Source organism: Avibacterium sp. 20-129, assembly GCF_026226845.1.
Classification (GTDB): domain Bacteria; phylum Pseudomonadota; class Gammaproteobacteria; order Enterobacterales; family Pasteurellaceae; genus Avibacterium.
The window spans coordinates 268,710-294,089 of record NZ_JAKKOE010000001.1 but is presented as its reverse complement, the minus strand read 5'-3'; the positions used below and the strand labels follow the sequence as shown (position 1 = coordinate 294,089).

Genomic DNA, 25,380 nt, shown 5'->3' with positions numbered 1-25,380 from the left:
TTGAAAACCGAATTTAATGTAGAGAAAGAATATGAAATTTAGTGAATTATGGGTGCGTGAATGGGTTAATCCTGAAGTTAGCACGGAACAATTATGTGATCAAATTACAATGCTTGGACTCGAAGTCGATGGCATTGAAGCGGTTGCTGGTGAATTTAATGGCGTTGTTGTTGGGGAAGTGGTGGAATGCGCTCAACACCCTGATGCTGATAAATTGCGTGTAACCAAAGTGAATGTTGGTGGTGAACGTCTATTAGACATTGTATGTGGCGCACTAAATTGCCGCCAAGGGTTGAAAGTAGCTTGTGCTGTAGATGGTGCTGTATTACCGGGTAATTTTAAAATTAAGAAAACTAAATTGCGCGGTCAACCTTCTGAAGGAATGTTATGTTCATTTAGTGAATTAGGCATTTCTGACGATCATAACGGTATCATTGAATTGCCAGCCGATGCACCGATTGGGACGGATTTACGTGAATATTTACAATTAAATGATAACAGTGTAGAAATCAGCTTAACGCCAAACCGTGCCGACTGTTTAAGTATTGCGGGCATTGCCCGTGAAGTGGGCGTGGTAAATCAGCAAACAGTCAATACGCCTGAGATCCAGCCCGTTGTAGCAACCATTACTGATAAAGCACAAATTGATCTGTTAGCGCCAGAGGCTTGCCCACGCTATTTATTGCGTGTGGTAAAAAATGTGAACGTTAAGGCGCAAACGCCTATTTGGATGCAAGAAAAATTACGCCGTTGCGGTATCCGTTCTATTGATCCGGTAGTAGATATTACCAATTACATTTTACTTGAATTAGGACAGCCAATGCACGCCTTTGATGCGGCTAAAGTGAGCCAGCCTGTACAAGTACGTATGGCAAAAGAAGGGGAAGAATTAGTCCTGTTAGATGGTACAACCGCCAAACTTCAACCCAATACACTTCTTATTGCCGATCAAAATGGTCCATTAGCAATGGCTGGCATTTTTGGTGGTGAAGCAAGCGGAGTAAATGGCGAAACAAAAGACGTTATTCTTGAATCCGCATTCTTTGCTCCGTTAGCTATTACAGGGCGTGCAAGACAATATGGCTTGCATACTGATGCTTCTCACCGCTTTGAACGCGGCGTTGATTTTAATTTACAACGCGATGCGATGGAACGAGCAACCGCATTATTATTAGAAATCTGTGGTGGAGAAGCTGGCGAAATTTGTGAGGTGGTCAGTGAAGTGCATTTACCTAAAGTGAAACAGGTTCAATTACGCCGTGAAAAATTAGATCATCTACTAGGGCATTATATTCCAACTGAAACGGTTACTGATATTTTGCAACGCTTAGGGTTACAAGTGAGTTATCAAGACGGTCTATGGACAGCGATTTCACCAAGCTGGCGTTTTGATATTGAAATTGAAGAAGATTTGATCGAAGAAGTCGCCCGTATTTACGGTTATAACAATATTCCGAATAATCCACCATTAGCGCATTTACAAATGAAACCAATGCCTGAACATTTATTAGAATTGGTTCGTGTTCGCACGGCATTTGTAGATAGTGATTATCAAGAAATTGTGTCTTATAGCTTTGTTGATCCTGAAGTTCAGCAATTATTATACCCACAACAAGAGGCATTAATTTTACCAAATCCAATTTCGCGTGAAATGTCTGCTATGCGTGTTTCTTTATTACCGGGCTTACTTACAACCATTGCTTACAACCAAAATCGTCAGCAAAATCGTGTACGTATTTTTGAAGGTGGATTACGCTTTATTCCTGATAGCCAAGCAGAAAGTGGTGTTCGTCAAGAATATGTCATTGGCGCAGCGATTGTAGGGGATAAACGTCCAGTGCATTGGGAACATAAAGGCGAAAATGTGGATTTCTTTGATCTAAAAGGGGATTTAGAACGTATTTTATCGCTAACAAAGGCTGGAAATCGTTTGCGTTTTGTTGCAAAATCATATCCAGCGTTACACCCAGGACAATCCGCTGCCATTATGTTGGACGATAAAGAAGTCGGTTATATTGGTACCGTACATCCAAAAGTCGTGCAACAGCTTGGTTTGTCAGGTAAACCAATTGTATTTGAAATTGAATGGGCGGCGATTGCAGAAAAATCTGTGCCAAATGCCAAAGAAATTTCTCGCTTCCCAGCTAATAAACGTGATTTGGCCATTGTCGTGGATAGCGCAATACCGGCTGGCGATGTGTTAGAAGTCTGTCGTCAAGCGGGCGGAAAACAGCTTGTGAACCTAAGTTTATTTGATGTTTACCAAGGGGCAAATTTACCACAAGGTAAGAAAAGTTTAGCGATTAGCTTAACAATTCAAGATACGGAAAAAACCCTTGAAGAGAAAGAAATTAATGCGGTAATTTCAGCAGTATTAGACGCATTAAAACAACGATTTGATGCTTATTTGAGAGATTAATATTATGACATTGACCAAAGTTGAACTAGCTGACAGCTTAATTGAAAAGCATAATCTAAATAAACGTGATGCCAAATTATTGGTAGAAAGTTTTTTTGAGGAAATTCGCGTAGCGTTGGAAAGTGGACAAGATGTGAAATTATCGGGTTTTGGTAATTTTGAATTACGTGATAAAGCCTCACGCCCGGGACGCAACCCTAAAACAGGAGAAAGCGTACCTGTTTCCGCACGTCGCGTTGTGGTGTTCAAACCCGGTCAAAAATTACGTTCTCGAGTAGAAAAATCGAAGCCAAAGGCTTAAATTATTTATGTGATAAGAAAGCTATCTTTTTTTGGATAGCTTTCCTTTTATTTATTTTGTAGGTAAAAAATGCGTTTAGCTAAATTTATTTTAGTTTCCCTTGGTATTGCTGTCTTAGCAGCTTGTTCAGGGTCTCCACATTCAGCAAATCATTCAGATTCTGATGAAAAAATTTCTTATCAGGGACGACTTGATGATCCAATTATGACAATCGCCTTATTAAGTGAACATCAACGAGAATGGGCTGGCACGCCTTATCGTTTAGGCGGGCAAAGTCGCCGTGGTATTGATTGCTCTGGATTTGTGCAAAAAACATTTCGTGATCGTTTTAATATTCAACTTCCACGTACGACAAAAGAGCAAGTGAAATATGGTACAAAAGTGCCAAAATCGCAAATTCAAACAGGAGATTTAGTCTTCTTTAAAACAGGGCGAGGGCCTAATGGCTACCACGTTGGGATTTATGTTAAAGATGGTCAATTTCTACACGCATCAACTAAAGGGGGAGTGATTTATTCTTCCCTCAATAGCCCTTACTGGACGCGCACTTATTGGCAAGCGCGTAGAATGTAAAATTGCATTTATAAAAATAGAGACATAGAAAAGTGCGGTGGAAAATGTTAATTTTTTTCACCGCACTTAATTTTTTGCCCACTTTCTAATTCGCTTTACGTTTAATTCACTTCCTTAAATGCGATCATTTCATTTTGGCTAAAATCGGTTTGTTCCTCTTCATCTTGGTATAATGGGGTAGTTGGCAGATCTTGTTTATCAAAAGCAATATCGCCTTCCACACCGTCTAACTGTTGTCCACGTTGAATATCTTTGAAATTAAATAAATTTTTATCGCATAAGTGAGAAGGTACGATATTTTGCATTGCACTAAACATCGTTTCGATACGCCCCGGATATTGGCGATCCCAAGTTTGTAACATTTCTTTTACCACTTGGCGTTGCAAGTTGGGCTGTGAGCCGCAAAGATTACAAGGAATAATGGGGAATTGTTTGGCGATAGCATATTTTTCAATATCCTTTTCTTTACAATAGGCCAGTGGACGAATCACAATTTGTTTGCCATCATCGCTAATTAATTTGGGTGGCATTGACTTCAGTTTGCCACCATAGAACATATTTAAAAATAGGGTTTCCAACATATCATCACGATGATGACCAAGAGCAATTTTGGTTGCACCAAGCTCTGTGGCAGTGCGGTATAAAATCCCACGTCTTAAGCGTGAGCAAAGAGAGCAAGTGGTTTTGCCTTCTGGGATTTTTTCTTTCACAATGCCGTAGGTATTTTCTTCTACAATTTTGTAATCCACACCGATGCGTTCTAAATATTCAGGTAAGACGTGTTCAGGGAAGCCGGGTTGCTTTTGATCTAAATTTACCGCCACAATGTCAAAATGAATCGGTGCGTTAAGGCGTAAATTGAGCAAAATATCAAGCAAAGTGTAGCTATCTTTTCCACCAGACAAGCACACCATTACCTTATCGCCCTCTTCAATCATATTAAAATCAGCAATGGCAGCTCCTACATTACGACGTAGGCGTTTTTGTAACTTATTGAAATTATAGATTTGTTTCTTTGTTTTTTCGTTTTGAGAAGTTAAATTTTCACTCATTGGATTTATTATTCTGTCATATCAATTTAAAAAACTTGCGTATAGTAAGGGGTAATGGAATTTTTTCCAATAGGAATATACAAGATTAATTCTTTTTAGCTAAATAGCTTAAATAAAAAAACATAAAAAAGTACCGCACTTTAACTTTACTCAAATGAAGGTATAAATCGATCTACAAGATCCTTAAAAAATCCTGTATAATCAACTACAATTTTTGTCTAATTTTTATTTGCTTGTGAGAATACACAATGCTTGAAACATCACAAACAATCCCTGAATTGGTCTCTTGGGCAAGAGAGCGAGAATTCTCGCTTAATTTGCCGACTGATCGTTTGGCGTTTTTATTGGCTATTGCGATTTATAACAATGAACGTTTAGACGGTGAGATGTTAGAAACGGATTTAGTGGATATTTTCCGTCATACCGCATCAGCCTTTGAGCAATCCCCCGATAATATTGCTACCCGAGCCAATAATGCGATTAATGAATTAGTGAAACAGCGTTTTCTCAATCGCTTTAGTAGCGAATTCACCGAAGGTTTGGCAATCTATCGTTTAACCCCATTGGGCGTTGGGGTTTCGGACTATTACATTCGTCAACGTGAATTTTCTGCGTTACGCCTTTCCGTCCAGCTTTCTATTGTGGCAGATGAAATTCAACGTGCTTCTGAAGCAGCAGAAGAAGGTGGAGATGAACATCATTGGCGACGCAATGTGTTTGCGCCATTAAAATATTCTGTAGCAGAGATTTTTGACAGCATTGATTTCTCACAACGTGTGATGGATGAAAGTCAGCAAAGCATTAAAGATGAAATTGCAGAGCTATTAACCAAAGATTGGCAAGCAGCGATTTCAAGCTGTGAACGTTTATTAGATGAAACCTCAAGCAATTTACGTGAATTGCAAGATACTCTCAATTCCGCTGGAGATAAACTGCAAGCACAATTATTGCGTATTCAAGATTGTGTGATCGGACAGCAGAATCTCTATTTTATCGATCAACTTATTATTGATTTACAAGCAAAATTAGACCGCATTATCAGCTGGGGGCAACAATCTATTGATTTGTGGATTGGTTATGACCGCCACGTACATAAATTTATCCGTACAGCGATTGATATGGATAAAAATCGTGTGTTTTCGCAACGTTTACGCCAATCTATTCAACATTATTTTGAAAATCCTTGGTATTTATGGACTGCACAAGCAGAACGTTTAGTAGATTTGCGTGATGAAGAGCTTGTATTACGTGAAGAAGATGCGCTAGGGGAGTTGCCAGAAGCATTACAATACGAAAGTTTGGCTGATTTGCACGAACAAATTGTTGAATATATGCAAGCCCTATTAATCGCTTATCGCGAAAATCATCGTCCTATTAATCTTAGCCTTGTGTTAAAAGAACAATTGGATAATTATCCCGTCGAACGACATTTTGATGTAGCAAGAATTATTGTCGATCAAGCTGTACGGCTAGGAATGGCGAGTGGTGATTTAAGTGGCGTATATCCACAATGGGAAGAAATAAATCAGGCGGGTGCTGAAGTACAAGCCCATATTATTGATGAATATAATTAAGAGAAAAAATGATGACAGATCAGTTACAAGATATAATTTCAGTAAAACAAGCTCAAGCCATTGCAAATCCTCTTTTTCCTGTTGTGGACAGCCAATTACGAGCGGGAAGACATATTAGTATTGAACAGCTTGATAATCACGCTTTTTTAATGGATTTTCAATATGAGTTGGATCAATTTTATCGCCGTTATAACGTAGAATTAATTCGTGCGCCAGAAGGTTTCTTTTATTTACGTCCAAAAGCAACAACATTAATTGCGCGTTCTGTTCTTTCCGAGCTAGAAATGCTTGTGGGAAAAGTATTATGTTACTTGTATTTAAGTCCAGAGCGTCTTGCTCAACAAGGTATTTTTACCACACAAGAAGTTTATGATGAATTATTAAATCTTGCTGATGAAAGCAAACTGTTAAAAACCGTCAATCAGCGTTCTTCAGGATCTGATTTAGATAAACAGAAATTAGCTGAAAAAGTACGAGCAGCACTTAACCGCTTACGCCGTCTAGGAATGATTGCTACCGTAGGGGATCAACATAGTGGTAAATTTGTGATTTCAGAAGCGGTATTTCGTTTTGGTGCTGAAGTGCGTGCAGGTGATGATCCAATGGAAGCACAATTACGCTTAATTCGTGATGGAGAAGCGGCAACACCGCAATCCTTACAAGATGAGAAAAGAGCGGTACAAAATGACGCTGAAAATGTAGATGAAATAGAAGAAATTGATGAGGAAGGGGAAGAATAATGAGCAAAGCATTTGAATTTGAAAATGATAATTTAACCCTTGATAGTGAAGAAATGGAAAATCATCAACCTGAAGAATTAGACATTATTGAAACAGTGCAAGCAGAACAGCAAGATACACCTGTCTCCATTGCTCAAAATGTCGAGCGTGGAAAATTCCGCTCACTGACCCTCATTAACTGGAACGGTTTTTTTGCCCGTACATTTGATTTAGATGAGTTAGTCACGACCTTATCAGGGGGGAATGGCGTGGGGAAATCGACCACAATGGCTGGTTTTGTTACCGCGTTAATTCCTGATTTAACCTTATTACACTTCCGTAATACCACAGAAGCTGGGGCAACCACGGGTTCACGCGACAAAGGGTTGCACGGTAAGCTCAAACCGGGTGTCTGCTATGCAGTATTAGATGCAGTGAATTCTCGTCATCAACGTGTTTTAGTCGGGGCGCGTCTACAACAAGTTGCTGGACGTGATAAAAAAGTTGATATTAAAACCTTTTCTATTCAAGGGCTAAGTCTTGCACAAACACCAACAAGTGTTTTAACTGAAACGGTCAATGAACGTCAAGCAAGGGTACTAACACTTAATGAATTAAAAGAAAAAATAGAAAACCTTGGTGCACAATTTAAACAATATCATTCCATTACAGATTATCACGGAATGATGTTTGATTTAGGGATTATTCCTAAACGTCTGCGTTCTTCTTCAGATCGTAGCAAATTTTATAAACTCATTGAAGCCTCGCTTTACGGAGGAATTTCCAGTGCGATTACTCGCTCCTTGCGTGATTATTTATTACCCGAAAACTTAGGCGTCCGTAAAGCCTTTCAAGATATGGAAAGTGCATTGCGTGAAAACCGTATGACCCTTGAGGCAATTAAAGTTACGCAATCAGATCGTGATTTATTCAAGCATTTAATTACAGAAACCACTAATTATGTGGCGTCAGATTATATGCGTAATGCCAATGAACGTCGAGGCAATGTAGAAAGTGCCTTAACACATCGTAAGGAATGGTATTTAGCAAAATCAGAACGCGATTTATCACAACATCGCTTAGTGGATTTTAGCCGTGAATTGGCGGAACTTAACGAAAATGAGCAAACCCTTGAGGTTGATCACCAAAGCGCACTCGATCATCTTAATTTGGTGCTAAATGCGTTACGTCATCAAGAAAAAATCTCGCGTTATCAAGATGATGTAGAAAGTTTACGAGAAAAATTAGAAGAACAAAAATTTGCGGTAGAAGAAGCATCAGAACAGCACGAAGAAAGCCAAGCACAGTTAGAACAATATGAACAAGAAGTGGATCAACTGCGTAGCCAATTAGCGGATTATCAACAAGCACTAGATGCCCAACAAACCCGTGCGTTGCAATATCAACAGGCTATTCAAGCACTTGAAAAAGCCAAAACCCTTTGTGGATTAGCAGATCTTTCTACTAAAAATGTGGAGGATTATCACGCTGAATTTGTCGCGCAAGCGGAAGATTTGACGAATAACGTTCTAGATTTAGAGCAAAAAATGTCGATTTCCGAAATGGCGAAATCGCAGTTTGATAAAGCCTATCAACTTGTTTGCCAAATCGCAGGCGAAATGCCACGTTCTGCTGCGTGGGAAAGTGCAAAAGCATTATTACGTGAATATCCGAGCCAAAAAGTGCAAGCGCAACAAACACCGCAACTTCGTGCCAAATTACACGAGTTAGAACAGCGTTATCAACAACAACAAAGTGCGGTGCGTTTATTGAAAGAATTTAATCAGCGAGCCACATTAGAACTTGAAACCGCCGATGAAATTGAAGACTATTATGCGGAGCAAGAAAGCCTTGTTGATGAGCTAAATGAAGAATTGGCAGAACAGGTGGAACAGCGCTCAACCCTTCGTCAAAAACGTGAGCAGTTGAATGTCCGTTACAATGAAAATGCTAATAAAGCCCCGGCGTGGCTTACCGCGCAATCAGCGCTAGAACGTTTACAAGAACAAAGTCATAGTCAGTTTGCTGACAGCCAAGACGTGATGAATTTTATGCAATCACTCTTAGTTAAAGAACGAGAATTAACCATCAAACGTGATCAGTTAGAGCAAAAACGTCAGCAACTTGATGAGCAAATTTCTCGTTTAAGCCAGCCAGATGGTTCTGAAGATCCGCGTTTAAATGTATTAGCAGAACGCTTTGGCGGTGTGCTACTTTCTGAGCTTTATGATGATGTGCCAATTGAAGACGCACCTTATTTCTCCGCGTTATATGGCCCTGCTCGTCACGCGATTGTGGTGCGCGATTTAGACGCTGTGAAAGCGCAATTAGCGCAACTTGAAGATTGCCCAGATGATTTATACCTTATCGAAGGTGATCCAAGTTCTTTTGATGACAGCGTATTGTCCGCCCAAGAGTTAGATCTAGGGGTTGTGGTTCAGGTGTCTAACCGTGAATTACGTTATTCAAAATTCCCTGAAATTCCATTATTTGGTCGTGCTGCACGAGAAAAACATTTAGAAGCCTTACAAATTGAACGTGATGAAGTATCGGAACACTATGCCGAATGTGCTTTTGATGTGCAAAAATGCCAACGCTTACACGAACATTTCAGTCAATTTGTTGGCTTGCATTTAGCCCTCGCATTCCAGCCAAATCCTGAAGAATTAATGGCACAAATTCGCCGTGAACAAGGGGAAATCGAGCGTGAATTAGGGCAGTTTACTACCACTGAACAACAAATTCGCCTTAAATTAGACAATGCAAAAGAAAAATTACAGTTATTAAATAGACTGATTCCGCAACTTGGCGTCATTGGTGATGAAAGTTTATTAGATCGTATCGAAGAATGTCGTGAGCAATTAGATTTAGCAGAACAAGATGAACGCTTTATTCGTCAATATGGTGTGACATTGTCACAGCTTGAACCCATTGCCAATACATTACAAAGCGATCCAGAAAATTATGAGCGATTAAAAGCTGACTATGAACAAGCAAAACAACAACAAAAACAAATTCAACTACGTGTTTTTGCTTTAGCCGATGTGGTACAACGTAAAGCCCATTTTGATTACAAAGAAAGCGTCCAATCTGAAACCTCTGAATTAAATGAGCAGCTTCGCAATCGTTTAGAGCAAATTCAGCAACAACGTGAACAACAACGCGAACACGTTCGTCAAAAACAAATTCGTTTTGCCCAATATAATCAAGTTTATATTGAGCTGCGTAGTTCCTATGAAGAAAAAAATAAAGTACTGAATGAGTTGCTTGAGGAAATCAGTCAGCTTGGCGTACGCGCAGATGATGGGGCAGAGCAACGGGCGCAAGCACGCCGTGATGAATTATCGCAACAACTTACCACGGTACGTAATCGTCGCCGCTATTTGGAAAAACAATTAACCTTAATTGAAAGCGAAAGTGAAAATCTTAACCGCCGTATTCGTAAAGCAGAACGTGATTACAAAACACAACGTGAATTAGTGGTGGCGATGAAAGCAAGCTGGTGTGTAGTGCTACGATTATCACGCAATAGTGATGTGGAAAAACGTTTAAACCGCCGCGAGTTAGCTTATCTTTCTGCTGATGAATTACGTTCAATGTCAGATAAAGCCCTTGGTGCGTTGCGTACTGCCGTAGCTGATAATGAATACCTGCGTGATGCGTTGCGTTTATCTGAGGATAATCGTAAACCAGAAAATAAAGTGCGGTTCTTTATTGCGGTGTATCAACATTTACGTGAGCGTATTCGTCAAGACATCATTAAAACAGATGATCCGATTGATGCGATTGAACAAATGGAGATCGAGTTATCTCGCCTAACTGCAGAATTAACAAATCGTGAGAAAAAACTCGCGATTAGTTCCGAAAGTGTGGCGAATATTATGCGTAAAACCATTCAACGCGAACAAAATCGCATTCGTATGCTCAATCAAGGCTTACAAAATATTGCCTTTGGTCAGGTGAAATCGGTGCGTTTAGTGGTCAATATTCGTGATACTCACGCAATGTTGTTAGATGCGTTATCCGATCGCCACAATGATTATCAAGATTTATTCTCAGATAACCGTATTACTTTCTCCGAAGCCATTGCGAAATTGTATCAACGCTTAAATCCGCATATCGATATGGGGCAGCGTACCGCTCAAACTATTGGTGAAGAGTTGTTGGATTACCGCAATTACCTTGATTTAGAAGTTGAAGTGTATCGTGGCGCAGATGGTTGGTTACGTGCAGAAAGTGGTGCATTATCAACGGGTGAAGCTATTGGTACTGGGATGTCAATCTTACTAATGGTAGTACAAAGTTGGGAAGAAGAAAGCCGTCGTATTCGAGGTAAGGATATTGTTCCTTGCCGTTTATTATTCCTTGATGAAGCGGCGCGTTTAGATGCGAAATCGATTTCGACCTTATTTGAACTATGTTCTCGTTTAGATATGCAATTATTAATTGCAGCACCTGAAAACATTAGCCCAGAAAAAGGAACCACTTATAAACTGGTACGTAAAATCTCAGGTAATCAAGAACAAGTTCACGTAGTGGGATTACGTGGGTTTGGTGCAACACACTAAGTTATATTAAAGTGCGGTAAAAAATAAGGGTAATTTCTACCGCACTTTAAATTTCTTTCTTTTTACTAAGGATAGCGAATGGCTTATTTATTTCTTGCTATTGCTTGTAGTGTGGCTGTCTCCGTATTATTAAAAGTCGCACGGAAGTTTAATATCGTCATTGAACAGGCAATCGCATTCAATTATCTTATTGCCCTGTTATTAAGTTATTTTTTATTACAGCCGAATTTTCAAGGACAAGGCTTCACCGAGTTTATTGTACAAAATGAAAATAGTGCCATTTTCTTAGCTCTAGGTTTATTGCTACCGAGTGTATTCATTATTATGTCTAAAGCGGTTGAATTTGCTGGCATTGTGCGCTCTGATGCAGCGCAACGTTTATCCTTATTTCTGCCTATTTTAGCTGCCTTTATATTATTTGGCGAACAGCTCAGTCAATCACGTATTATCAGCTTAGTTTTGGCTTTTTCTGCGTTATTTTGTTTAATCAATAGACCGTGCGAACAGCAACTTTCTGTCAAAGCGGGATTGAGTTTGCTTACTGTTTGGTTAGGCTATGGTGTCATTGACATTTTATTCAAACAAATGGCCAAAATGGGGAATGCCTTTCCAACCACCTTGTTTATTGCGTTTGCCTTAGCAATGTGCGTGATGTTTATGTATTTATTGATTAAACGAACCCAATGGAATGGCGCAAGCTTATTAGCTGGAATTGTACTCGGCGGGCTAAATTTTATGAATATTCTATTTTATATTCGCGCCCATCAAAGTTTCAGCCAAAACCCAACGCTGGTTTTTGCAGGAATGAATATTGGCGTGATTTGTCTTGGCACGCTTGTAGGCGCAATAGTATTCAAAGAAAAAATAAGTAAAATTAATGGGGTAGGCGTAGTACTTGGTATTTCTGCCATTCTCAGCCTATTTTATTTAGAACCTTTTTTAACAAGGTAAAGTAATGCAAGATAATTTTAGTTTTTTTGTTTACGATTACGAAAGTTTTGGGGTTAATCCCGCCACGGATCGCCCTGCGCAATTTGCCGGTATTCGTACAGATAAAGAGTTTAATATTATTGGTGAGCCTGTGATGTTCTATTGCAAGCAAACTAATGACTATTTACCTTCACCCACTGCGGTAATGGTAACGGGTATTACGCCACAACAATGCAACGAACAAGGTTTATCTGAACCAGAATTTGCCCAGCGAATTTTGCAAGAATTCTCACAACCAAATACTTGTGTAATGGGGTTTAATAATATCCGCTATGACGATGAAATGACCCGTTATACCTTTTATCGGAATTTTATCGATCCTTACGAATATAGTTGGAAAAATGGTAATTCTCGCTGGGATTTACTGGATTTAGTGCGTGCCTGTTATGCCTTGCGACCAGAAGGCATAAACTGGGTTTATGATGATGAGGGAATGCCCTCGTTCCGCTTAGAAAATTTAACCAAAGCGAATGGAATAGAGCATAGCAATGCCCACGATGCAATGGCTGATGTGTATGCAACTATCGAAATGGCAAAACTGATCAAACAAAAACAGCCAAGATTATTCCAATTTTTCTTTGAACATCGCGATAAAAAATCCCTTGAAAAAATGATTAACACTGCAGAAATGACACCCTTGGTTCACGTTTCAGGAATGTTAGGAAATTATCGTGGCAACACCACTTGGATTGCTCCTCTTGCGTGGCATCCAACCAATAAAAATGCGGTCATTGTATGTGATTTAGATAGTAATATTGATGATCTGCTCAATAAAAGTGCAGATGAATTACGCCAGAATTTATACACGAAAAAAGCAGAATTGGAAGAACAAGGCATTTTGCCAGTGCCATTAAAATTGGTGCATATCAATAAATGCCCAATTTTAGCTCCAGCCAAAACCCTATTACCTGAAAATGCACAACGTTTAGGCATTAATCGTCAAGATTGCTTAGCAAACCTTGCTAGATTGCGTGCAGATCTCAATATCCGTGAAAAAGTGCTACAAATTTTCACCGATGAACGGACATTTGAGCCAAGCGATAATGTGGAAACTGAATTGTATAGCGGATTTTTCAGTCCAAATGATAAAAATAATATGGCTATTTTGCGTGATTTAGCACCTGAAAAATTGGCCGAGCATAATTTGACATTCCAAGATAAACGTGTTGATGGCTTGCTATTTCATTATCGCGCACGACATTTCTATAAAACATTAACCAGAGTAGAGCAGTTACGTTGGGATAAATACCGCCGCAGAAAGCTGGAACAAAGTGCGGTGCAATTTGAGCAAGAATTACAAACCTTAGCGGAAGAACATCAAAACACCCCTGAAAAATTAGCTTTATTGCAACGGGTTTATGAATATGGCGTAAAATTACTAGGGTAACTTTGTGATGCTGTCACAATGTAATTATTTTTCTAACATTATGTAGAATAAAAAATCGAGTAATCTAATTGCTCGATTTTTTTATTTTTCACGTAGAGTAATCATCTCTAATATTGGACATACTTATATTTCTTATCTAACTAATCGATATATCTGTTCAGTTCTCGCGAAAATACCTAATTTAGTAAGCTCATTAGCAACAAGAACAAATAACAGAGACAGATGGGATAGTTTCACATCAATTCCAAATTTTATTTAAATTAAAAGTAAAGCAAGATTTTTCTAGCCTTCATCTTTAATTCTTCTTTAATTTTTCTTTACATTGCATTCATTCCAGTGCGTAACATCTAAAATTTTAGCGTTACAACGTTGCCAATATGCTTGTTTTCACCTTGTTTAACTAGTAAAAGTGATCTGTGTGTAACTCTGTGATTTTATTTATCCGTAGCTTTTGCTAACCAGATAACTGATTTCGCATAATGTATATTATGTTAAATAATGAAGGTGTAAAAGTAACTTTTTATTACTCTCTTTTGTTGAGCTTATGGCATCTCTAATATTTTATGTTGCGCTTTATTTATTGCAGCATTATCTTATTTTTTAGATTGCTGTGCTGTTATGGTGATGTGGTAATTTACCCTTGATTTCTACAATAGATAAAATAAATACTAATAAGATTTAAAATAACTAATATTGTGAAACTTATTAAAGAAAGAGAAAAATTCGAGTGATGCTTTTGTTACAGGGTTACAAAATAATTAAACAAGGTCGATAGAAATGAAAAAAAATAAGGTTTTTATAAATTAGGGATATAAAAAAGTGCCTGGACGATTTGTTTAATACAGGCACTTAAAAGACATTAGAGACAATAATAATTAATCAATAAAACGTAATTTTGGAGAGGATTTATTGCTAGATGATTTTTCTATTGGTTTAGGTTTATCAACAGCTTCAACGAAACTTAACGGTTGCTCATCTTGAATTTCATCTTGTTGGGCAAGATCACCTTCAAATTCCTCTGGTTCAAACATAATGCCATCACCACTTTCTCTTGCATAAAGAGCAATAAGCGCCCCCATAGGAATAAAAATTTCTTGCGGTATGCCTTGAAAACGCGCATTAAATTGCACAAAATCATTGGTTAATTGCAAGTTTCCCGTTGCATTCATTGAGATATTTAATACGATTTGCCCATCTTTGACGTATTCAGCTGGTACTTTTACCCCTGCATACGTTGCATCAACCGCCAAATAAGGCGTACAATCATTATCTATAAGCCAATCATAATAAGCTCTTAAGATATAAGGACGTTTCGGTGAGAATTTACGCTCCATAACTCCTCTCTTTTATTTATCATCCATTAGATTTTTAGGCGCAACTTCACCAACGGATTGCTTGAAAGAATCTCTTTGATACACGCGTTCCATATAATTTTTGATTGCTTTACTTCCGGCTCCTGTAAATTGAATACCCAGCTTCTGCATACGCCATAATAAAGGGGCAATATAGCAATCGACCAAGCTAAATTCTTCACTCATAAAATAAGGTGTTTGATTGAAAATTGGTGCAATAGCTAATAATTCTTCTTTTAATTGCTTTGTAGCCTGCTCTTTCTCAGACTCATCGCCTTGCTCAATTTGGTTTAGTAAAGAATACCAATCTTGCTCAATTCTTAACATTAATAAACGGCTTTTACCACGAGATACAGGATAAACTGGCATTAATGGCGGATGTGGAAAACGCTCATCAAGGTATTCCATAATAATACGAGAATTAAATAGCACTAAGTCACGATCTACCAAGGTTGGTAATGTTCCATAAGGGTTTAATTCCATTAAATCTTCAGATACAGAACCTAGAGCCATTTCTTCCATTTCATAAGGCACGCCTTTTTCCGCTAATACAATGCGAACCTGATGGCAATAAATATCTTCTTGATTGGAAAAAAGGGTCATTATTGAACGTTTACTTGATGCACTACTCATTTTATTCCTCTGCTAACCTTTTGCTTATCTGTCATTTTAAATTAAGGGCAATATTTTACCATAAATTATAGGGAAATAGCTAAGTAAATTTATTCAATACTACTCTATCTTATTGATAATAAATTGAATTTTCTTGTAATGATTGGTTTAATAAATTTAGAAAAGAAAAATGGCAAGTGAAAACTTGCCATTTGAACAATATTTGAATAAGAAACGATTAACGTTTTGAGTATTGTGGGCGACGACGTGCTTTGTGTAAACCCACTTTTTTACGTTCAACGCGACGTGCATCACGAGTAACAAAGCCTGCTGCGCGTAATGCTGGACGTAATGTTTCATCATATTCAATTAATGCACGAGTGATACCGTGACGGATTGCACCCGCTTGACCTGAAATACCACCACCTTTAACTGTGATGTATAGGTCTAATTTATCAGTTAATTCAACCAATTCTAATGGCTGACGTACGATCATACGAGAAGTTTCGCGACCAAAATATACGTCTAATTCACGTTGGTTGATAGTAATTTTACCACTGCCCGGTTTGATAAATACACGAGCTGAAGAGCTTTTGCGGCGACCTGTGCCGTAGTTTTGATTCTCTGCCATTTTTCTCACCTCGTGATTAAATATCTAAAACTTGTGGTTGTTGTGCTGCGTGTTCGTGGTTAGGACCAGCGTACACTTTTAACTTACGATACATTGCACGGCCTAATGGACCTTTTGGCAACATACCTTTAACCGCAATTTCAATCACTGCTTCAGGACGGCGAGCAATCATTTCTTTAAATGTCGCTTGTTTGATACCACCTACATAGCCAGTGTGCCAGTAGTAAATTTTATCGCTTTCTTTTTTACCGGTTACGGCAACTTTGTCCGCATTGATAACGATGATATAGTCACCTGTATCAACGTGTGGAGTATATTCAGCTTTATGTTTACCACGAAGACGACGTGCTAATTCAGTCGCTAAACGACCTAACGTTTTACCTGTCGCATCTACTACATACCAGTCACGTTTAACTGTTTCTGGTTTTGCTACAAAAGTTTTCATTAATTAATTACCAATAAAATAATATTAATACCCAGTGTTCAACATTGAACACAACCATTAATCTCAATCTGCACCCCTTCGAGTGTGATCTCGATAAAATAATGTGCGGTGGGAAAGCCAACACATTCACAGGGTCGGGCGATTATACAAGAGCTTTAAGGAAAAAACAAATGAAAAAAGCACCGCACTTTGAAATTCTTAGTCCTTTTTCTTAGCAAGTTCGCTCACTTAATGTTTTAGAATGTTCTAGTTAAAGGATTACCCTACTCCATTCCAAGAAAAAGCATCAAACAAGCGTTGCCATTGTTCATCTAAAGGTGCGGTGATTTTTAGCCAATTTTTTGTTATGGGGTGAATAAAGGCCAGTGTTTCTGCGTGTAGCATTAACCGATGCACGCCTGTATGTTCAGTTAAAGCGCGATTTTGATGTAAATCGCCATATTGAGTATCCCCTAAAATGGGGTGGAAAATATGCTTTAAGTGACGACGTAACTGATGTTTTCTTCCTGTGTGTGGAATTAACCTCACTAAAGAATAACGACTCGTTTGATAGCGCCCTACCCCATAAGGCATCTCTACTACCTTCAATCCTTCATAATCGGTGATAGCCTCTTGTGGTGCTTTATCTTGCTGAGCAAATTTATCGGCAATTTTATCCAATTGCACTTTCAGCGGATAATCAATCCTTCCCGGCTCTTTGAGATAACCGCGTACCACCGCTAAATAGCTTTTTTCAACCTGCTTCTGCTCAAATTGTTCGCACAATAATTTGGCTATTTCAGCATTTAAGGCAAAAAGCAACACCCCAGAGGTTGGGCGATCTAAACGATGAATAGGAAAAACGTGCTGCCCAATTTGATCGCGCAAGGTTTGCATTACAAATTGGGTTTCGTGACGATCAAGCCAACTACGATGCACCAACATTCCAGCTGGCTTGTTCACCGCGATCAAATACTCATCTTGGTAAAGAATATCAAGTGCGGTCATTTTCTGCGTTACAAATTTCTTCGATGGCTTTCAACGGCTCAATTAAGCGTTGCACGGCAATAATATCTTGCTCTTTCAAGGCTTCTTCAATGTAAGGTACGATAGCCATTTTATGCGGTAATGGTTCACTGCTTTCGATAACGGCATACATTCTTGGAATAAACACCCATTGTAGCCATTCGTGTGCATTCATTGTATCAATACAAAATGGCTCAACGCTGTCAAAGGCAGCTGCTTCAGGAGGAACGGCTTGCCAAAGCGCTAATTCTTCCATTGCTTTTTGTAATTGTTGTAACTGATATTTTGTTTGTTCACGCATTGTGGTTTCCTTAATTTGCTTTCTCATCTCATTCTGCCTAAAATGTGGCATTCGCCTTAGTGCAAAACTGAAGGCGTTATGATACCACAAAGCCAAATGCGAAAAAACGCAATCGCTTTCTTGATAAATTAAGGCAGAAAATGTATTTAATTGAGGCTTTTTTTACCCTTACCCAACCTAACAATGTGGCTTACCCATTGATTAATCAAGTGATTGAACAATGGCGCTATAATGGGCAAATTCTTGGGCGAGAAATCCCCCTTTTCCACGCTGAACTAGAAAACCAGCAAGGCATTGCAGTGCGTGTCGTTTGTCCTGAACAGCAAAGCTTGTTACCCGAATTTAATAATGTGGCGGTACAAACTGCGTTAGATAAAGCACAACGCGCAGGAATAAATTTTGATAGTTTTCAAGTTATTGCTGATGATTTAAATTCAGATCTCACCTATCAAGGTAAACGCCCTAGCTGGCAAGTGCTTTATACCACTTATTTACAATCTTGCTCGCCATTACACAGTGGGGAGGATAACTTGCCTATCCCACTATATAAATATTTTAAAAATGCCCCGCACTTGAGTTTAGATCTCATTAAATGGCAAGAAAATTGGCAGGCTTGCGATCAATTACAAATGAACGGCACAGCATTAGAACAGCACGCCCTTGCGGAAATTTCCGATCTACATAGTCATTTATCTAAACACGGCTATGCCTTATGCCAAGAAATAGAGCAACACACGGGGATTCCAACCTATTATTATTTATACCGCATTGGTGGCGAAAGTTTACAAGCCGAACAACAACGCCGCTGTCCAAGCTGTAATCAAAATTGGGCATTAAAAACACCGCTCTTTGGTTTGTTTGATTTTAAATGTGATCAGTGCCGATTGGTATCCAACCTTTCTTGGCACTGGCAATAAGCACACTAAAAGAATATATTACTTATAAAATGATATAACCACAGGAATTGTACAATGAGCCGTTATTTAATCACTTTTGATATGGACACGAATTGCCTTAAAGAGAATTATCACGGAAATAACTATAATAATGCGTATTATGATATTAGGAATGTATTAGACCAACACGGCTTTGATAATTTACAAGGGAGCGTATATTTAGGCAGAGAAGGAATTAGTGAAGCTCACGGAACTATCGCAATTCAAGAACTTACCGCTAAATTTGATTGGTTTTATCCTTGCATTTCAAATATTAAATTTTATCGTATTGAAAGTGATCTCAATGCTGACTTCATTGCTTATCAAATTCATCAAGCAAAACAACGATTTAATCAAAGATTAGCAATGCTAGAAAAAAATCTCATTGACGCTGGATTAACGCAAAAGCAAATTACAGAAATATTAAGTAAAGAAGTTTTTGCTTTAGAAGATATGAAATAATCAAACAAGGAAAAACAATGAATTACAATCACGAAAGTTTACACGCCTTAAAACTTGGGCAAGAAACAAAATATGCACAAAATTATGACCGCACTTTACTACAAGCAGTACCTCGCCAATTAAACCGTGAACAGCTTGGGATTGTGGAAAATCAACCTTTTACTTTTGGAGCTGATATTTGGACGGCTTATGAAATCTCTTGGCTTAATGCCAAAGGTGTACCACAAGTTGCCATTGCTGATGTGGAAATTGATTTCCGCAGTGAAAATTTAATCGAATCAAAAAGTTTTAAACTTTATCTCAACAGTTTTAATCAAAGTCATTTCGAGACGGCTGAGCAAGTGCAACAACACTTACAGCAAGATCTAGCAAATTGTGCGAATGGGCAAGTCAAGGTACAGTTAAATTCTTTGCAAAATTACCACCGCACTTTTATTGACGAATTACAAGGTGACTGTATTGATGATCAGGATATTGAAATTCGTGATTACCAATTCAACCCCAATTATTTAGCAAATTGCACACAAGAGGCGAAACAGGTGGAAGAACAGTTAGTGAGCCATTTGCTCAAATCAAATTGTTTAATCACCCAACAACCTGACTGGGGATCCTTGCAAATTCATTATGTAGGCAAGCAGATTGATCGGGAAAAATTGTTACGTTATTTGATTTCATTCCGTCAGCATAATGAATTTCACGAGCAATGCGTTGAACGAATTTATTGTGATTTAATGCGCTTTGCTCAGCCAGAAAAACTCACAGTTTATGCTCGTTATACACGCCGTGGTGGGCTGGATATTAATCCCTTCCGCTCGAATTTTGAAGCCGTACCGCACAATACACGCTTAGCCAGACAATAGGAGGTTGCAGTGGCAAATATTCATTATGTTAATCCACGAGGGAGTATGGAACAGCTCTCACACCTTGAAGTGGAATTACTCACCAAGCAAGCGAAAAGCGAACTGTATCAACTGTATCGCAACTGCTCTCTTGCCGTGCTAAATTCTGGTGCGGTAACCGATGACAGCCGTAAATTATTAAATCAATATCCTGATTTTGATATTGAATTGGTGGCGACAGAGCGTGGTATCACCCTGAAGCTACATAATCCGCCAGAAAGTGCCTTTGTAGATCAACATATTATCCGCAATATTCAATATCATCTTTTTGCTGTATTGCGTGATATTGTCTTCGTAAATGTGCTAAGCCAACGGATTAATCCTTGTGATATCCAAGATAGCGTACACATCACCAATCAAGTCTTTTCTATTCTGCGTAATGCCAAAGCCTTGATCGTGGGTGAATTACCTAATTTGGTCGTGTGCTGGGGCGGTCATTCCATCAATCAAATTGAATACCAATATTGCCGTGCAGTAGGGCTCGAATTGGGGCATCGTGAATTAAATATCATCACAGGCTGCGGACCGGGTGTAATGGAAGCCCCAATGAAAGGGGCAGCGATTGGCCATGCAAATCAACGCTATAAACATAGTCGTTTTATCGGCATTACAGAGCCTTCAATCATCGCGTCTGAGCCACCTAATCCTATCGTTAATGAATTAATTATTATGCCGGACATCGAAAAACGCCTTGAAGCTTTTGTGCGTATGGGACACGGTATTATTATTTTCCCCGGTGGGCCGGGAACATTTGAAGAATTACTTTACATTCTTGGCATCAAACTCAATCCAGAAAATCAAGCGCAATCTATTCCATTAATCTTAACGGGGCCAAAAGAAAGCGCAGATTATTTTGCTACGATTGATCGTTTTATTGGCGAAACCTTAGGAAAAGAAACACAATCTTTGTATAAAATAATCATTGATGATCCGGTGGCTGTAGCGCGTCATATAAAATCAGCTGTTGAAGATATTCGTCATTTACGCTATGAAAATAACGATTCTTATGGGTTCAATTGGTCATTAAAAATTGATCCTGAATTTCAACAACCATTTATCCCCACTCACGAAAATATGGCAAATTTAGATTTGCATATGAACCAAAGCAAAGTTAGCCTTACCGCTAATCTTCGCCGTGTATTCTCAGGAATTGTAGCGGGTAACATTAAGCCTGATACGCAAGATCGCATTGCGGAATTAGGTAAATTTCAGCTCAAAGGCGATAAAGATTTAATGGAGAAAGTGGACAATGTGCTGCAAGATTTCATTACCCAGCATCGAATGAAACTCCCAGACGGCGAGGCTTATGAGCCTTGTTATGAAATTATTCGATAACTAGAAGTGCGGTATTAAAATACCGCATTTTTCTCTTTAACTCCGCAATCCTACCCCGCGACTGATCAGAGAATAGGCGATGCCGTAAAGTGCGGTGATAAAAATGCCTAAAACGCTGAAGGTGTAAACAAGGCTGACATCTTGAATGCCGAGAAAACCGTAGCGGAAACCACTTATCATATAGACAATGGGATTAAATTTAGACACCACTTGCCAGAAAGGTGGAAGTAAGGAGATAGAATAAAATACACCACCTAAATAAGTTAAAGGGGTTAATACAAAGGTGGGAATAATGCTAATGTCGTCAAATGATCGAGCGAAAACGGCATTAATCAAGCCTCCTAATGCAAAGCTTGCTGTGGTAAGCAATAAGGTCGCAAGAATGATTGTCCAAGAATAAATCTGTAATGGGACGAAAAATAGCGAAACTAAGGTAACCAGAATACCAACACTCAATCCACGTGCCATTCCTCCTGCCATATAGCCTAAAATAATAATATGTGGTGAAGTGGGGGAAATCAGCAGCTCTTCCACATTGCGAGCAAATTTTGTGCTATAAAAAGACGAGGCGACATTGGCAAAAGAATGGGTTAAGGCAGACATCATAATAAGCCCCGGTACGATAAATTGCATATAGCTAAAACCGTGCATTTCACCAATACGATTGCCAATAAGCTGGCCGAAAATCACAAAATATAACGTCATTGTAATCACCGGTGGCACAAGCGTTTGCACCCAAATTCGGGTAAAACGGCGAACTTCTTTAATAAAAATGGTTTGGAAGGCAACCCAAGCTAAACTCATTATTTCACTCCTTTATTCAGTGCCATTGAAACAAAAAGCTCTTCCAAGCGGTTAGCTTTATTACGCATACTCAATACTTGTACGCCTTGCTTATCAAGCTGTGAAAACAACTGATTTAAGCCCTGCTCTCTTTTCACCTCGACTTCAAGCGTATTATTATCCAACCAAGTTACGTTGTAACCCATTATCTCTGGTTTATCCACTTGCGTGGCTAAATCAAACACAAAGGTTTCTGTTTCTAGTTTTGCTAATAACGCTTTCATTGGCATATTCACCACCAAACGTCCTTGCTGAATAATGCCAATATGACGACAAAGCATTTCGGCTTCTTCTAAATAATGGGTGGTAAGGATGATTGTTGTGCCTTGCTGATTTAACTCACGTAAGAACGCCCACATTGTACGGCGAAGCTCAATATCTACCCCTGCGGTAGGTTCGTCAAGAATAAGTAATTTAGGGTGATGCATTAAGGCACGGGCAATCATTAAACGGCGTTTCATTCCTCCTGAAAGTTGGCGTGATTGCTGCTCGCGTTTATCCCATAAATCTAACTTTTTCAGCCATACTTCCGCGCGTGCCAACGCGTCTTTACGTGGAATACCATAATAACCTGCTTGATTAATTAAAATATCAATCACCCGTTCAAATTGGTTAAAATTAAATTCTTGCGGGACTAAACCGATATTCTGTTTTAGCTGACTTGGATTATGATCTAAATCTGCACCAAACACCTTCACTTCGCCAGCGGTTTTATTAACCAAAGAACAAATAATCCCTATGGTGGTGGATTTCCCCGCCCCATTATGACCAAGTAAGGCGTAAAAATCTCCCGCTTCAACACTGAGATCAATGCCATACAAGGCTTTCACGCCGTTTTTATATTCTTTCGTTAATCCTTTGATTTCTAATGCTAACATTCAACGTTCCGTATAAAATTTATCGAAATTTTGCCCCGCACTTTTGAAATAAAAGGTAAACAAAGTGCGGTATAAATTTCGCGGATTTCTATCCGTATTTTTAAATTCTACTGACATCAAATAAATCAAGGTTGATGTTATCTGGTGTACCATAAAATTTGGCAAGTGCTTTACGCAAGGTTTCTGCGCGTTTCGGTAAGCCTTTTTGGGCGTAGGTTTTTACTTGTTCATACACTGCTTGTTTAAATGGTTGTGTATCGCCGGGATCACCGCTTAAATTATCACTGCTGGCAATATAACGAAAACCTGCGGCAGTAGCTAAAATCCATTCTAACGCTTGTGGTTTCACCTCCACTTGCTCGAACTCACGCTGACGTTGTTCAGAACGCCCATCGGGTTCATACCAATAACCAAAATCTTCTAATTTACGCCGTGCTTTGCCAGCAATTAACCAGTGAGAAATTTCGTGCAAAGCGCTACTATAAAAGCCTCGAGCAAAATAAATCGCATTGTAAGGACAATATTCATTGGCGGGCAGATAAAGTGGCTCATCGCCCCCTTTGACCAATTTGGTATTATATTCTTGCTCAAAGCATTGATTAAAAATGGCAATAATGTCTTCTAAACGATGCTCCATCACAACTCCAAAAAATAATAAGGCACAAAGTCTGTGCCTGAAAATTTGAAAACGCGTTATTTTAGCATTGATGATCACTAAGCTACATTAATTATTTTAAAGGGCGAACACATCGGTTCGCCCCTACACCAGTATAAATGAATGGTAACTGATTATAATTAAATGAATTTTCGTAGGGACAGAGCTATGTGTCTGCCCAAAAAAGCGTTTATTTTAAGCCATCACTTCTTTATTGCAACGCTTCAACACGTCTTGCTAATGGTAACAATTTAAAGGGCGAACACATCGGTTCGCCCCTACACCAGTATCAATGAATGATAACTGATTATAATTAAATGAATTTTCGTAGGGGCAGAGCTATGTGTCTGCCCAAAAAAGCGTTTATTTTAAGCCATCACTTCTTTATTGCAACGCTTCAACACGTCTTGCTAATAGTAACAATTTAAAGGGCGGACCCCCTACACCAGTATAAATGAATGGTAACTGATTATAATTAAATGAATTTTTGTATAGGCAGAGCTATGTGTCTGCCCAAAAAAGCGTTTATTTTAAACTATCACTTTTTTGAAGTGCCTCAATACGCTTTTCCAACGGTGGATGGCTTAAAAATAATGAAGCTAATCCACCTCTTTTACCATTAATGGCAAAAGCAGCAAATTGCCCTTCCATTTGTTGTGGCTCGTGAAGTTGCTGTAAGCGGCGTAATGCAGCAATCATTTTTTGTTTTCCGACTAAATGAGCTGAACCTGCATCTGCACGATATTCACGGTAACGAGAAAACCACATTGCGATCATACTTGCCAAGAAGCCGAATACCACTTCTAGCACCATTGAAACTAAGAAATAAATACCACTGCTGCTTTCACCGTTGTCGTTACGATTGCTCGCCACCACATTGGCAATAAGGCGAGAAATAAAAATCACAAACGTATTTAACACTCCTTGCAACAAGGTCATTGTGACCATATCGCCATTTTGAATATGGCTGATTTCGTGGGCTAGCACTGCTTCTGCTTCATCTTTGCTCATTGCATTGAGCAATCCTGTACTTACGGCAACCAACGAATTGTTTTTGCTTGCACCGGTGGCAAAGGCATTGACATCAGCAGAATGATAAATCGCTACCGTTGGCATCGGGATATTCACATCACGTGCTTGAATAGAAACGGTATTCAATAACCAGCGTTCTTGCTCCGTGCGTGGCTGTTCAATCACCTGCCCATTCACTGATCTTAATGCCATTGTTTTAGATAAAAATAAGGAAATCAATGAGCCACTGAAACCGAATAGCGCTGCCATAATTAATAATCCGCTAGCATCTTGCGCACGGATACCCGTTAGGCTCAAAATAATATTAAAGACAATTAGCACGGCCATATTGGTGGCTAAAAAAAGTAAAATTCGCATCATAGAAAGTTCCTCATTGTAAGTATGTGATTGATTATCCAATAAATGATTAAAG

General features: G+C 38.9%; 23 protein-coding genes. 12 read left to right on the top strand and 11 right to left on the bottom strand.

Going from position 1 to position 25,380, the window contains the following annotated elements:
* The first annotated feature begins 31 nt into the window (after window positions 1-31).
* The 3 genes from pheT to L5B90_RS01275 all read left to right on the top strand — a co-directional run bounded on the left by pheT (window position 32) and on the right by L5B90_RS01275 (window position 3,293).
* The gene (pheT, locus tag L5B90_RS01285) at window positions 32-2,419 is read left to right on the top strand and encodes a phenylalanine--tRNA ligase subunit beta (RefSeq protein WP_265761924.1); all 2,388 of its coding nucleotides are present in this window, start codon (window positions 32-34) and stop codon (window positions 2,417-2,419) included.
* Between the two features lie 4 nt (window positions 2,420-2,423).
* On the top strand, window positions 2,424-2,720 hold the full coding sequence (locus tag L5B90_RS01280) for an integration host factor subunit alpha (protein WP_103855875.1): 297 nt from the start codon (window positions 2,424-2,426) through the stop codon (window positions 2,718-2,720).
* A 69-nt stretch (window positions 2,721-2,789) separates the two neighbouring features.
* Window positions 2,790-3,293: a C40 family peptidase gene (locus L5B90_RS01275; protein ID WP_250363005.1), complete on the top strand. Its 504-nt coding sequence runs from the start codon at window positions 2,790-2,792 to the stop codon at window positions 3,291-3,293.
* A 101-nt stretch (window positions 3,294-3,394) separates the two neighbouring features.
* Here the strand turns inward: L5B90_RS01275 and ttcA are convergent, their stop codons facing one another.
* Window positions 3,395-4,345: a tRNA 2-thiocytidine(32) synthetase TtcA gene (gene ttcA / locus L5B90_RS01270; RefSeq protein ID WP_250363006.1), complete on the bottom strand. Its 951-nt coding sequence runs from the start codon at window positions 4,343-4,345 to the stop codon at window positions 3,395-3,397.
* Window positions 4,346-4,593: 248 nt separating this feature from the next.
* On the opposite strand from ttcA, the gene mukF reads away from it, so the two are divergent.
* The 5 genes from mukF (at window position 4,594) to sbcB (ending at window position 13,583) form a co-directional block, all read left to right on the top strand.
* Entirely contained in the window at window positions 4,594-5,919 is a 1,326-nt protein-coding gene (mukF, locus tag L5B90_RS01265; protein WP_265761923.1) for a chromosome partition protein MukF, read from the top strand.
* Between the two features lie 11 nt (window positions 5,920-5,930).
* Complete coding sequence (gene mukE, locus L5B90_RS01260) at window positions 5,931-6,659, top strand: chromosome partition protein MukE (RefSeq protein WP_265762529.1); 729 nt, start codon at window positions 5,931-5,933, stop codon at window positions 6,657-6,659.
* A complete protein-coding gene (gene mukB, locus L5B90_RS01255) occupies window positions 6,659-11,206 on the top strand; it encodes a chromosome partition protein MukB (protein WP_265761922.1) in 4,548 nt (1,515 codons plus the stop codon). Before mukE ends, mukB begins: the two co-directional genes overlap by 1 nt.
* 78 nt (window positions 11,207-11,284) lie before the next feature.
* On the top strand, window positions 11,285-12,157 hold the full coding sequence (locus L5B90_RS01250; RefSeq protein WP_265761921.1) for a DMT family transporter: 873 nt from the start codon (window positions 11,285-11,287) through the stop codon (window positions 12,155-12,157).
* A 4-nt stretch (window positions 12,158-12,161) separates the two neighbouring features.
* Window positions 12,162-13,583 (top strand): exodeoxyribonuclease I, encoded by a 1,422-nt coding sequence (gene sbcB / locus L5B90_RS01245; RefSeq protein ID WP_265761920.1) that lies wholly within the window; start codon window positions 12,162-12,164, stop codon window positions 13,581-13,583.
* Between the two features lie 875 nt (window positions 13,584-14,458).
* Here sbcB and L5B90_RS01240 read toward each other — a convergent pair.
* From L5B90_RS01240 to L5B90_RS01215, 6 genes are all read right to left on the bottom strand, one after another.
* On the bottom strand, window positions 14,459-14,917 hold the full coding sequence (locus L5B90_RS01240) for a ClpXP protease specificity-enhancing factor (protein ID WP_250350248.1): 459 nt from the start codon (window positions 14,915-14,917) through the stop codon (window positions 14,459-14,461).
* A 12-nt stretch (window positions 14,918-14,929) separates the two neighbouring features.
* On the bottom strand, window positions 14,930-15,568 hold the full coding sequence (sspA, locus tag L5B90_RS01235; RefSeq protein WP_250363012.1) for a stringent starvation protein SspA: 639 nt from the start codon (window positions 15,566-15,568) through the stop codon (window positions 14,930-14,932).
* Window positions 15,569-15,785: 217 nt separating this feature from the next.
* The gene (gene rpsI, locus L5B90_RS01230; RefSeq protein ID WP_017806615.1) at window positions 15,786-16,178 is read right to left on the bottom strand and encodes a 30S ribosomal protein S9; all 393 of its coding nucleotides are present in this window, start codon (window positions 16,176-16,178) and stop codon (window positions 15,786-15,788) included.
* A 16-nt stretch (window positions 16,179-16,194) separates the two neighbouring features.
* Entirely contained in the window at window positions 16,195-16,623 is a 429-nt protein-coding gene (gene rplM / locus L5B90_RS01225; protein ID WP_017806616.1) for a 50S ribosomal protein L13, read from the bottom strand.
* A 258-nt stretch (window positions 16,624-16,881) separates the two neighbouring features.
* Entirely contained in the window at window positions 16,882-17,610 is a 729-nt protein-coding gene (gene truC, locus L5B90_RS01220) for a tRNA pseudouridine(65) synthase TruC (protein WP_265761919.1), read from the bottom strand.
* Entirely contained in the window at window positions 17,597-17,929 is a 333-nt protein-coding gene (locus L5B90_RS01215) for a YqcC family protein (RefSeq protein ID WP_265761918.1), read from the bottom strand. Before L5B90_RS01215 ends, truC begins: the two co-directional genes overlap by 14 nt.
* Before the next feature lie 140 nt (window positions 17,930-18,069).
* Between L5B90_RS01215 and L5B90_RS01210 the strand changes: the two genes are divergently transcribed.
* Genes L5B90_RS01210 through ppnN form a run of 4 tightly spaced genes read left to right on the top strand, consistent with a single transcriptional unit; the run spans window position 18,070 to window position 21,560 of the window.
* The gene (locus tag L5B90_RS01210) at window positions 18,070-18,846 is read left to right on the top strand and encodes a Zn-ribbon-containing protein (protein ID WP_265761917.1); all 777 of its coding nucleotides are present in this window, start codon (window positions 18,070-18,072) and stop codon (window positions 18,844-18,846) included.
* A gap of 54 nt (window positions 18,847-18,900) precedes the next feature.
* Entirely contained in the window at window positions 18,901-19,326 is a 426-nt protein-coding gene (locus L5B90_RS01205; protein ID WP_250350243.1) for a VapD, read from the top strand.
* Window positions 19,327-19,343: 17 nt separating this feature from the next.
* Window positions 19,344-20,186, top strand: a complete 843-nt coding sequence (gene queF / locus L5B90_RS01200) for an NADPH-dependent 7-cyano-7-deazaguanine reductase QueF (RefSeq protein WP_265761916.1) — start codon at window positions 19,344-19,346, stop codon at window positions 20,184-20,186.
* A gap of 9 nt (window positions 20,187-20,195) precedes the next feature.
* Entirely contained in the window at window positions 20,196-21,560 is a 1,365-nt protein-coding gene (ppnN, locus tag L5B90_RS01195; RefSeq protein WP_265761914.1) for a nucleotide 5'-monophosphate nucleosidase PpnN, read from the top strand.
* A 36-nt stretch (window positions 21,561-21,596) separates the two neighbouring features.
* Here ppnN and L5B90_RS01190 read toward each other — a convergent pair whose 3' ends face one another.
* From L5B90_RS01190 to htpX, 4 genes are all read right to left on the bottom strand, one after another.
* Complete coding sequence (locus tag L5B90_RS01190) at window positions 21,597-22,364, bottom strand: ABC transporter permease (RefSeq protein ID WP_265761913.1); 768 nt, start codon at window positions 22,362-22,364, stop codon at window positions 21,597-21,599.
* Window positions 22,364-23,281 carry an ABC transporter ATP-binding protein gene (locus L5B90_RS01185; RefSeq protein WP_265761912.1) on the bottom strand — a complete coding sequence of 306 codons (918 nt, stop codon included), beginning with the start codon at window positions 23,279-23,281 and terminating at the stop codon, window positions 22,364-22,366. Before L5B90_RS01185 ends, L5B90_RS01190 begins: the two co-directional genes overlap by 1 nt.
* 100 nt (window positions 23,282-23,381) lie before the next feature.
* On the bottom strand, window positions 23,382-23,918 hold the full coding sequence (locus tag L5B90_RS01180) for an elongation factor P hydroxylase (protein ID WP_265761911.1): 537 nt from the start codon (window positions 23,916-23,918) through the stop codon (window positions 23,382-23,384).
* 543 nt (window positions 23,919-24,461) lie between these two features.
* Window positions 24,462-25,328 carry a protease HtpX gene (gene htpX, locus L5B90_RS01175; protein ID WP_265761910.1) on the bottom strand — a complete coding sequence of 289 codons (867 nt, stop codon included), beginning with the start codon at window positions 25,326-25,328 and terminating at the stop codon, window positions 24,462-24,464.
* Window positions 25,329-25,380 lie beyond the last annotated feature (52 nt).

Coding starts and splice junctions, on each gene's coding strand:
- pheT (WP_265761924.1), top strand. CDS start 32: ATGAAATTTAGTGAATTATGGGTGCGTGAATGGGTTAATCCTGAAGTT.
- L5B90_RS01280 (WP_103855875.1), top strand. CDS start 2,424: ATGACATTGACCAAAGTTGAACTAGCTGACAGCTTAATTGAAAAGCAT.
- L5B90_RS01275 (WP_250363005.1), top strand. CDS start 2,790: ATGCGTTTAGCTAAATTTATTTTAGTTTCCCTTGGTATTGCTGTCTTA.
- ttcA (WP_250363006.1), bottom strand. CDS start 4,345: ATGAGTGAAAATTTAACTTCTCAAAACGAAAAAACAAAGAAACAAATC.
- mukF (WP_265761923.1), top strand. CDS start 4,594: ATGCTTGAAACATCACAAACAATCCCTGAATTGGTCTCTTGGGCAAGA.
- mukE (WP_265762529.1), top strand. CDS start 5,931: ATGACAGATCAGTTACAAGATATAATTTCAGTAAAACAAGCTCAAGCC.
- mukB (WP_265761922.1), top strand. CDS start 6,659: ATGAGCAAAGCATTTGAATTTGAAAATGATAATTTAACCCTTGATAGT.
- L5B90_RS01250 (WP_265761921.1), top strand. CDS start 11,285: ATGGCTTATTTATTTCTTGCTATTGCTTGTAGTGTGGCTGTCTCCGTA.
- sbcB (WP_265761920.1), top strand. CDS start 12,162: ATGCAAGATAATTTTAGTTTTTTTGTTTACGATTACGAAAGTTTTGGG.
- L5B90_RS01240 (WP_250350248.1), bottom strand. CDS start 14,917: ATGGAGCGTAAATTCTCACCGAAACGTCCTTATATCTTAAGAGCTTAT.
- sspA (WP_250363012.1), bottom strand. CDS start 15,568: ATGAGTAGTGCATCAAGTAAACGTTCAATAATGACCCTTTTTTCCAAT.
- rpsI (WP_017806615.1), bottom strand. CDS start 16,178: ATGGCAGAGAATCAAAACTACGGCACAGGTCGCCGCAAAAGCTCTTCA.
- rplM (WP_017806616.1), bottom strand. CDS start 16,623: ATGAAAACTTTTGTAGCAAAACCAGAAACAGTTAAACGTGACTGGTAT.
- truC (WP_265761919.1), bottom strand. CDS start 17,610: ATGACCGCACTTGATATTCTTTACCAAGATGAGTATTTGATCGCGGTG.
- L5B90_RS01215 (WP_265761918.1), bottom strand. CDS start 17,929: ATGCGTGAACAAACAAAATATCAGTTACAACAATTACAAAAAGCAATG.
- L5B90_RS01210 (WP_265761917.1), top strand. CDS start 18,070: ATGTATTTAATTGAGGCTTTTTTTACCCTTACCCAACCTAACAATGTG.
- L5B90_RS01205 (WP_250350243.1), top strand. CDS start 18,901: ATGAGCCGTTATTTAATCACTTTTGATATGGACACGAATTGCCTTAAA.
- queF (WP_265761916.1), top strand. CDS start 19,344: ATGAATTACAATCACGAAAGTTTACACGCCTTAAAACTTGGGCAAGAA.
- L5B90_RS01190 (WP_265761913.1), bottom strand. CDS start 22,364: ATGAGTTTAGCTTGGGTTGCCTTCCAAACCATTTTTATTAAAGAAGTT.
- L5B90_RS01185 (WP_265761912.1), bottom strand. CDS start 23,281: ATGTTAGCATTAGAAATCAAAGGATTAACGAAAGAATATAAAAACGGC.
- L5B90_RS01180 (WP_265761911.1), bottom strand. CDS start 23,918: ATGGAGCATCGTTTAGAAGACATTATTGCCATTTTTAATCAATGCTTT.
- htpX (WP_265761910.1), bottom strand. CDS start 25,328: ATGATGCGAATTTTACTTTTTTTAGCCACCAATATGGCCGTGCTAATT.